Source organism: Vallitalea sediminicola, assembly GCF_054408565.1.
This window is the reverse complement of record NZ_BTPT01000387.1, coordinates 1-213: the sequence shown is the minus strand read 5'-3', so window position 1 is coordinate 213 and position 213 is coordinate 1. Positions and strand designations below refer to the sequence as shown.

1 protein-coding gene is annotated in these 213 nt (G+C 36.2%); it reads left to right on the top strand.

Annotated elements, in window-relative coordinates; all coding sequences use genetic code 11:
• Positions 1–9 precede the first annotated feature (9 nt).
• On the top strand, positions 10–213 hold a 204-nt coding region (locus ACX6CF_RS27145; RefSeq protein ID WP_458788488.1), incomplete at its 3' end, for an agmatine deiminase family protein.

Here is a 213-nt window from a genome sequence, read left to right as displayed (position 1 = left end):
GCCCAATTTATAAGACCCGGAGTGGTATTAGCAGAAACCACTTACGATATAGATCACCCTTGGTATGATATTATTCATGACAATATTAATGCATTAAAAGGACAAATTGATGCTAAAGGCCGTGAAATTGATATCGTCTTTATAGAAGATGCCTATGGCTGCAAGACAGTGGGAGATAAGTTTTGTACTTCTTACCTTAACTCATTAATTGTG